At 59.6% G+C, this 8838-nt stretch carries 7 protein-coding genes and 1 pseudogene; 1 reads left to right on the forward strand and 7 read right to left on the reverse strand.

Annotated features, from left to right (window positions below):
* Positions 1-103 precede the first annotated feature (103 nt).
* Genes AC5ZG5_RS45050 through AC5ZG5_RS45080 form a run of 7 tightly spaced genes read right to left on the reverse strand, consistent with a single transcriptional unit; the run spans position 104 to position 6903 of the window.
* A complete protein-coding gene (locus AC5ZG5_RS45050; protein WP_456646493.1) occupies positions 104-1582 on the reverse strand; it encodes a hypothetical protein in 1479 nt (492 codons plus the stop codon).
* A 24-nt stretch (positions 1583-1606) separates the two neighbouring features.
* Positions 1607-1999, reverse strand: coding sequence for a cupredoxin domain-containing protein (locus AC5ZG5_RS45055; RefSeq protein ID WP_456646492.1), 393 nt, complete (start codon positions 1997-1999; stop codon positions 1607-1609).
* A 14-nt stretch (positions 2000-2013) separates the two neighbouring features.
* Positions 2014-2637, reverse strand: coding sequence for a CC0125/CC1285 family lipoprotein (locus tag AC5ZG5_RS45060; RefSeq protein ID WP_456646491.1), 624 nt, complete (start codon positions 2635-2637; stop codon positions 2014-2016).
* Between the two features lie 27 nt (positions 2638-2664).
* The gene (locus AC5ZG5_RS45065) at positions 2665-3345 is read right to left on the reverse strand and encodes a cytochrome b/b6 domain-containing protein (protein WP_456646490.1); all 681 of its coding nucleotides are present in this window, start codon (positions 3343-3345) and stop codon (positions 2665-2667) included.
* Positions 3346-3376: 31 nt separating this feature from the next.
* Positions 3377-3922, reverse strand: coding sequence for a c-type cytochrome (locus tag AC5ZG5_RS45070; protein ID WP_456646489.1), 546 nt, complete (start codon positions 3920-3922; stop codon positions 3377-3379).
* 4 nt (positions 3923-3926) lie between these two features.
* A complete protein-coding gene (locus tag AC5ZG5_RS45075; RefSeq protein WP_456646488.1) occupies positions 3927-5261 on the reverse strand; it encodes a DUF1552 domain-containing protein in 1335 nt (444 codons plus the stop codon).
* A gap of 13 nt (positions 5262-5274) precedes the next feature.
* A complete protein-coding gene (locus AC5ZG5_RS45080; protein ID WP_456646487.1) occupies positions 5275-6903 on the reverse strand; it encodes a DUF1592 domain-containing protein in 1629 nt (542 codons plus the stop codon).
* A gap of 1260 nt (positions 6904-8163) precedes the next feature.
* Here AC5ZG5_RS45080 and AC5ZG5_RS45085 point away from each other — a divergent pair.
* Positions 8164-8766, forward strand: a pseudogene (locus AC5ZG5_RS45085) (ABC transporter ATP-binding protein); the annotation flags it as partial.
* Between the last annotated feature and the right edge of the window lie 72 nt (positions 8767-8838).

Consider the following 8838-nt stretch of genomic DNA (forward strand, 5'->3'; position numbering starts at 1 on the left):
CATCATGCGCTCCGTCTATCAAACGGAGCAGCCCCTTCCAACTAAGCACGTGGTCCCACAATCGGGGTCCATTTCACTCCGATCGTAAGGGTGAACGTCCTATTCACGGAACTGCTGCGGGGCCGGTCAGGGGGCGGCCCTGATCGTCGAGCGCCCGGCCGCGATCGTCGATATAAGCGCCATCAGGGAAATGAGGACGGTCGAGCATCTTGAGGAAATAGTCCCTGTTGGGAAGGCCGTCGCTAAAACGCTGTTCCAGGTTCGGATAGAACGCTTCCGGGCTGTTCAGAGGGACGTCCTGCGGAATTCGTGTCTCCACACCTTTGGCGAAGTTGATCTTGATCTGCTCGGCGACCTTCTTGTACCGCAGCATGTTCGGTTCCTTAAGCGGAACGGGGATATCCATCGGTTCGCCAGGGTCCACCACATAGGCGCTGACAGCTTTTACGGAATAGGCCGTCGACAGACCATCATACCTGCCCGTCATCTTGTTGTACATGCCGTCGGCATTGCGACGTAAGGCGTAATAGAGGGCGATGCGATCCTGACCGTTCCCGACGTCCAATTCGCCGGCCGCGTTCTGGGCGTTCGTGATCGATTCTACGTAAAGGTCTTCCCAGCTTCTATATCCGCCGATCAAGCCGCTCGCGCTCAAACCGTCCGTCGCAATGTTCAATCGGATTTTGCCGTTGATGAAATCGCTGTCGCCGGTCTGGTCATAGGATCCGGCGAGCCGCGGTGTATGCAGATGTTTAACCTGCTCGGTCTCCACCACGCCATCTTTGATTTTGGCCCTCAACTTGGTGTATTGGGACGATTGCAGAATGCGGTGCGAGTAATCAACCGCAACACCGCCACGGCCGTCCATGACAATCTTGTCTGGCGAATAGCCGATTTCCAAGGTCGCGTCGGCGTCGTTCATCGGATCTTGGCTTCCCGAGACCCGGATCACCATCGTGTGCAGCCCCCTTTGCATCTGGTTGTCCGCAAAGAGGGCCGCGGCGGCATTGCCGTCGCCGCGCCAGGGCGCGTCACAGCCCCAGGCGCGGTAAAGCGCATTGTCGATGCCCAGCTCGCCATCGGGGCCCACGAAATCGCGGGCGCCGATCTTGCCGTCGAGATTGAATCCATCGGCGATGCGGCTGGTGACTTCCGGCTGACCGGGATCCTCGGCCGCCCAGGGGTTGAGGTAGGTCTCGATGCCTTTTCGGTAGCCGCGATAGGAAATCGCGCGGGACCAGATCGAGGCGCGCGTCTCGCTAGGTGTCTTGGCGCTCTCCAGCCCGGGCGGATCCGTGATCCAGTCGATCTCCTGTTGCGAGCGCCATTTCTGACGCGCGAGCACGCTCTTGAACGTATCAGGATCATAAGCAGAGAAGTTGACCGTGCTGCCGTGCGGGCAATCCACGCCTGGTTCAATCTCACCGCGCCGGTTGAAGCCTGGCCGGCCGCCATAGCGGAAGGCAAATTGGTAAGAGGAGACGACGAAGCCGCGGGTCCAAGGAGCCGCCCCGGCGGGCGCCGCGGCGCCGCTCAGAGCCACGGCCGCTATACAAAACATAAGCCGCCTTTTCAGCATCACGGCCTTCTCCTTTTAATGTCGGATTCAGGAAACGACGACTGTTCCAGCCATTCCCATCTCTTCGTGGAACTTGCAGATGTATTTGTACGTCCCCTTCACCATGAAGGTATGGCTAAAGGTGGCGTCCTCCTCCATCTTGCCGGAATCGAACGGTGCCACGCCGGCCGGCAGCGAGACATCAGAAGCCTTGGCTGCGTGTGTGGGATCGAAGGTGACCGAGTGGGTGATGACTCCTGGATTGGTCCACTTCACCGTATCGCCTACTCTGATGTTGATGGTCGCCGGGACGAATGCACCCTTCGGACTATTCTTCATGGTAACTTCAACGGTCTTACTTTGCGCCAGTGCAGGTGAAGCGATCATCATCGCGCCCAGGCTGGCGAGCATTTCGGCAAAGCTTCGGCGATCGATCATCATTGCGAATTTCCCGTTCATTCGGGCGGTGAGACCTGGTTGATCAAGAGGTCGGAGACCGCTTGGGCCTCGAACGCGAGGGGGTCGACGCCGTCCATCTGTCCCTTGTGCAGGACGATGTCGGCGCTGACCTCGAAATCGGTGATGCTTTTCGGATCATCCGCGATGAAGGCCGCGGCTGAGAAGGGGCTCCAACTCGTCCAAGCCGGGGAGCCGCTGATCTTGTAGCGCCAGGCGGGACGGAAATAGTCCATGCGAAAGCTGTAGCGGCGGCCCGTGGGGTCGCGCCTGGGCTCAGGAGCCTTGTCGCCCTTGCTCCGTGCTTCGACGAATGTGAACCAGCTCGCCTTCTGCTCGAGGGTCAGCTCGGCGGCGCGGTAGGCGAGATATTTCTCGATCTCGTCGCGTGTGTTGAACTTCTGGCCCGCGACGACCAAATGAAATCGATCGCCGCCCGTCTTCTGCACCGTAAAAACTCCCGGCTTGGCCGGCGGCACCATGGGCAGCATGTCGCCAGCCTGCGCTGGAGTGCCTCGTGCCGATGTGGGAGCGGCACCGGGCTGTGCGTCCGCTGCGAAACCGACGCTCGCCGCGGCGCCAAGTGCAGCAAGCGTCAATCCAATGCCAAGACTGCGGTTCATTCTAGCCTGCCTCATGTTATCTTTCGTTCAGAAATAGAATCCGTTCGATACTGTCCATACGAGCGCAGCCGCGATGACCCCGCCGATCGCAAGCCGCCACGCCGGCGCGACCTTCATTTCCGCCTCGCCTACGTCGCCTCGGCGCTTGCCGGAAAGCATGGGGCCAACGAGATTTTGGCGCTTGTAGATGAAGTAGAAGAAGACGGCGGCAAGATGCAGGGCGATCACCCAGAGAAGAATGTCGAACCACTTCCGGTGCAGATGCGCGAGATGGCGGCCTTGTTCGAACGTGACGTGGCTCGAGAGGGGCCCCGAATAGAGTCCGTCCACATCCACGGAAAAGAGGCCAAGAGTGACCACCGCCAGGACCAGGCCCAGCATGATGATGATGGCGATCGCTCCCAGCGCATTGTGTCCATGGCTGGGCAGGGTGTCGCGCCGGTGCAGAGCGCTCGCATGGTCGAGGATCGCCTTCGGCCCTCGGACGAAATTGCTGAAACGCGCTGTCGAGGATCCGACGAGGCCCCAATAGAGACGCATCAGCACGATCCAGAGGATCGCGTAGCCGCTATAGATATGATATTCGAGTTGGTGATTGGCGCCGGTCCACCAGCATACGCCGATTGCGATCGCTAGCATCCAGTGCATGATGCGAACCGGCAGGTCCCAGACCTTCAAGTCTGTCGTAGAGGCGAGAGCCGGGTCCATACGGTGAGCCTCAGACGAGTCGTGGAACGCTCTACTCGTCATTATCTCTCTCAGGCGAGCGATAAGTGTCGTGGCAGGCCTTGCAGGCCTTGCTCATGGCTTCCGCCTGCGCTCTCAGCGCGTTCCAGTCCTTGCCGAGCGCGGCCTGATTCAACTTGACGGCTTCAGCCTCCGCCGCCTTGCCTAGCCTCACGAAGTCGTCATTCGTCTGCCAGATAGCCGGGAGCGCGTGAGTCTTGACGCTGCCTCCTGGGCCGGTGCCCTTGGGAAACCAGTTGATCAGGTAACCGCTGCGATCCTTGATGGTCTGGGCGTTGGGCGCCACGATGTTGTCCCAATCCACCCTTTGCTTTCTGAGCTCGTCAACGATCGCCTTCAAGGCGCCGCCCATTTCGCGGAACTTGTCCTGGCGAGACTTGACCTGAGCAACCTCCGGCGGTCCAGCGGCGGCTTTCATAGCCCAGAGACTGAAACCAGCGCACACCGCCGCGACAGCAATACGAAGACCTGACGAAGACACGGGTCCGAACACTCCCAACCGATGAGATGAAGAAAATTGCGACGGATAAGGCAACATCCAATTATGCGAGCAAGTCCGTGAAGGGTTGCCTGACCTCCATGGAGCCTTTGCCCCAGACGTCCAGCGACACGCCCATCGCCTTCTGAATCGTCAAGCCGACACGCGACACAGGGCTGCTGTCACCGGCGATGTGATAGCCGGTCTTCATCCGGCCGTTGGCGGCTCCGGCCACGAAAATCGGCAGGCCATCCACCGCATGGATCCTGGCATAGCTCTGGTCGGTAAAGGCGAAGACCAAGCTGTGGTCGAGAACTGTGCCGTCGCCTTCTGAAACCGCGTCCAGCTCCTTCAGGAGCATGGCAAACAGCTCCATCATATCGGTATTGTATTTCGCAACGCGCGGTTGATAGCCGAGCTGGGTGTCGATCGGCTCCTCGTGCGTCGTCTGATGGTAGCCCAAGGTGTCACCCGGCGTGAAAATCCGGGAGGCGGGTTCTGACACGCTGAGATTGAACACCCGGGTCTGGTCGGTGGCCAGCGCCAGCGCCCCAAGCCGCGCCATCAGCGGCGTCACCTCGCGGACATTGGGCAAGGCATTGTTGCACACCATCTCGGCCGGCGCATCCGGAATGGCGATCTTGGCCTGAATCTCCGGGCGGCGCAGTTCGGCTGCCATCTGCAGTTCGGCCTCGCGCACCGAGGTGAAATACTGGTCCATGCGGGCGCGGTCGGCGGAACCGAGATTCTGCATGAGTCGCGTGCGATTGTCGGCGACGGCGGACAGCACGCTTTGCTGGACCAGCGCTTCCGGGTTCGGTTTCCATTCGCCCTTCGCCGCATCCTGAAAACCAGGCCCGAACAGTCGCGTGTACAGCGCCAGCGGTGATACTTCCGCCGGAATGGCGTTGGCGCCGCCCAAGCTAGAATAGCTGTGAGTCGGATCGCCAGTGGCAGCTGCGGCGATCGACTTAAACCGCGCACCGCGGGAGATGACGTCGGCGATCTGCTGGTCGATTGTCTTCGACTCGAACTCGCGCAACTTGGTGGGCGAAATGCCGGTGGCGGCCGCCGCCGCGCCGGTCCAATGCTGGAAATTCGGATTGTCGTCCAACGGCACGCGCAGGCCGCTGAACAGGTTCAGCTTGCTGCGAAACGCCTCCAGCGGCTTCAGCTGGGGCGTCGTCTCATAATCCTTGCCGCCCGTCTTGGGAATCCACAGCTGATTAGTCAGCCCCAACCCGTAGAAGTAGGTCGTGAAGCGCGTGGGGAGCGGCCTTCCCGTCGCGGCCAGCGTTCTGCCCTTGCTGTCCAGGAAACAGTCCAGAAATGGGAGTCCCATGACAGCCAGGGCGCCCTGGCATGTGCCGCGGAGCAGAAATCTGCGATCGATCTTCATCACTGACTCCTGTCTACTTCGCCACGCCGTCGGTCGCAGCGCTGGTGCTATCGGGAGAGGGGGGAGGCGCGCTGAAATAGTCCTTGTCTTCGACCATGGCCTTCAACAAAGCGCGCATGCGAAAACCGGAGTCGGCGAAAGCCTTGTGCGCGACCTTGAAGGCCGAGGTTGAGACTTCCTCGCTATTTTCGCCGCGCGAATAGGCATAAAGCTTGCGCGCCACGCAGGCTGTGTATTTGGGATTGTCGTGCAGGAACTGACCAAGACCATCTGCACCAACAAAATGCTTGCCCCTTATCGTGGCGGAAACGTCGATCGGCTTGCCATTTTCCATGGTGCGCCGCTGACCGACGGTGTCGAATCCCTCCAGCGCGAGCCCGATGGGATCGCTGTGATTGTGGCAAGAGGCGCAACTGCTGTTGGTGGCGTGTGCCATCAATCGCTCCCGGACCGTCTTCAACGGGCCACCAGTGTCATTGACGACAGAAAAATCCACATTGGCGGGCGGAGGAGGCGTTGGCTCACAGAGGAAGATCTCCATTAACGCTACACCGCGTAAAGTGGGTGAGCTGCGGCCGGGATGGGAATATCTTGCCAGCATGCTAGCCTGGGTGGGAACGCCGCTGCGTCCCGAATCCGCGGCGAACTCATAGGGCATCCATTCGCCCTTGAACTCGAAGGGCAGCTGGTAATTCGCAGCCAGGTAGCGGTTGATGAAGGTCTTGCGCGTGGTCATCAGGTCACGCATGTCGCCATTCGAATCCAAGGCCAGAGCGATGATCGTGCGCAGCGTTTCTTCCTTGGCAGAAGCGGCGATGCTGGAATTCCACTTCGGGTACAGGATGCTGTCCTTGGAAACCGTGTCGAAGGAGTCGAGGTCCAGCATGTCATTGAAGAAGGCCCGCATCCCGACTTCCAGACGCGGCGACGACATCAGGCGGTCGACCTGCTTCTGAAGCCCGGCCGCGGTATTCAATTCGCCGCTTTCCGCCGCACGCAGCAAGTCCGCGTCCGGAGTCGAGGCCCACATCAAGTAGCTGAGGCGCGTCGCCCGGCTGTAAGGGTCCAGAGCCCATTGGTTGTTGTCCACCGGTGCCGCTGTTTCCAGCCGGAATAGGAAATCCGGCGCCACGAGCAAGCTGGCCAAGCCATAGCGCAGGCCCGCATAAAAATCATTCTGCGACTTGGCTAGGCCATGACTCAGATTGACGGCGCTTTTGATCTCCTCCTGGGTCAGGGGCCGGCGGTACAGCATCCGCCCATAACGGCTCAGCACCTGCGCGGTGCAGACATCATCGGGCGTCTTGGCATCCTTGGGCGTGCAGGGCAGCTTCGTTCGATATTTTTCCTCCGTCACCTGGCCGGCGATGCCGTTCGCCATGTTGGTAAAGGATTCAAAGCCGACTGGCGTTACTGAAAGCACCGAAGTGCTGGCCGCTTGCAGGCCACCAACCCGGACCGTGGGCTCGAAGGAACCTCGTACGTCGATCTCCTTGCCGAAAATATCGGCAATCGAGTTGCGATATTCCTGCTGGGTTAGCCGTCTCATGCTAACCACTTCCGATCCGCTCGCAGTCTTATATGGAGCAAAGCCGAAAGCGGTGGAGACAGAAACCAACGCGATAATGGATACATTGCGCATGAGGGGCATTCCTAACGGGCGCCTTAGCGGTGGCATACAGGCAGGGTCACGCGACCCAGATAATCACGGACTCATGTGTTTGCGGCAGTGTGACCTGCAACAACTCGCCCTCGAGCATGCCTGCCACCCGGTCTCCGACAACGTCTTAGCCTCGGCATGATCATGGGTGATGCTGTCGATCAACATGGATGCCATCGCTGTTATTTCTACATCGCCTATCCTGTTTGATTGCGCGAGACCTTAGAAGCTTGAACTGCAACAGATGGATGACGATCATCGACTAATCCGATGTATCAATGCGCAACTGCGATGATTGATGGCGCTCCGGGAAGATTGGTGCCGGAAGGGTAAGAGCTATCGCTCAAGACGGTGCAATTAACCACGCGCACCATTTGTTCGGGTACCCGCCTGCCACGCGCTCCATGAAACACGGCAGATCGTTCTGTTGCTCGCGGCAGTCCGCCAACACCTTCCGGTATGCATTTCAAGCGCGGCAACTTGCACAAGGTGCCGTTCATTTGAACGCAGCCGTCTTGTACGCATCCGAGGGCGGCGGCCCTGCAGAGGTTGGCTATCGCATGATTGCAGCAGTATCGACGCCGTATCGACTACCAACTATGCGAAAGTCATGGAGATCGTCGGCGTGGCGACGGCTGGCGCGAAGCCAACGAGAAGCGAAGGGAGGCGCGACGAACTCGCTGCGAGCAGACTGTTGGACAGATGGAGACCGTGCTTGGCAGCGGTGTTCATCTGATCGTTGGCGCAGAGACACCGCCGCTCTGTCGCGCGTCTTAAAGTGCGGAAGGGAGTCGCATCTCAGCGCAAAGACGTTTCTCGAACACGCATCAGCTAGCGACACAACCAGGGCCAATTTTAGGGTCGCGGCTACGCTGCATAGCCGCGGCCCACTCGGTCAGATTTTTATCGAGATAGGTTTCCATGCCCGCAAGATGAAGGCGACCGAAACGTCGGTTGATACCGAGGTCTTTTTCTCCTGCGTCTCGCTGACAGAGGCGTCTCAATGTGTGAACGCACCGGCTTCAACGAGTGGCCACTACTTGGCCCGTTGCTCTTCTGACATCATTCTGTCGCCGCATCATCGCATGTTCGCATGTTCGCATCGAATTATTCGATGAACGTCATCCGACTGTAGTAATTGTTGCCTTTAAGGTCTCCGCACACAGCGAACACGTCCAAACGAGATACGCGATCTCATTGCGTGCTCCGCAAAACGTTCCTGACGATGTGGAAGTAACGACGATGGCATCCGTTTTACTCGACTGCATCAATAAGAGTTACGGTCAGACGTCAGTCTTGCGTGGTGTTTCGCTGTCGATTGCGGACGGTGAGTTTTTGACGCTGTTGGGACCATCGGGGTGCGGGAAGTCGACCTTACTGCGTATACTGGCGGGGCTCGAGATCCAGGACGCGGGCTCGGTCTCGATTGGGGAACGGGTGGTGGACGGACTGCGGCCAAAGCGTCGGGACGTCGCGATGGTGTTTCAGTCCTACGCGCTCTATCCTCACTTGACCGTCGCATCTAACATGGCCCTGCCGCTGCGGATGCGCCAGCTTTCTGCCTTCCAGAGACTTCCGCTTCTCGGCGGCCTCCTGCCAGGAACGGAGCGGATCGTTGCCGAGGTTGATACGGAAGTGACCCGTACAGCCAAGTTGCTCGGCATTGGCCACCTGTTGTCGCGCAAGCCGGCGCAGCTTTCCGGGGGGCAGCGTCAGCGCGTGGCGGTTGGTCGAGCGATGGTACGCCATCCGGCTGTCTTCCTGATGGACGAGCCGCTGTCCAACCTCGATGCCACGCTGCGTGTGCAGATGCGCGCCGAGATCAAGGAACTGCACCAGCGGCTAGCCCGTATTTCTCACACGACCAATTGCTCTGCGACGGGGATAGGATGATCTGGCGAAGGCGATGAGGAGCCG

The sequence above is a fragment of the Bradyrhizobium sp. Ses1 genome (assembly GCF_059512365.1).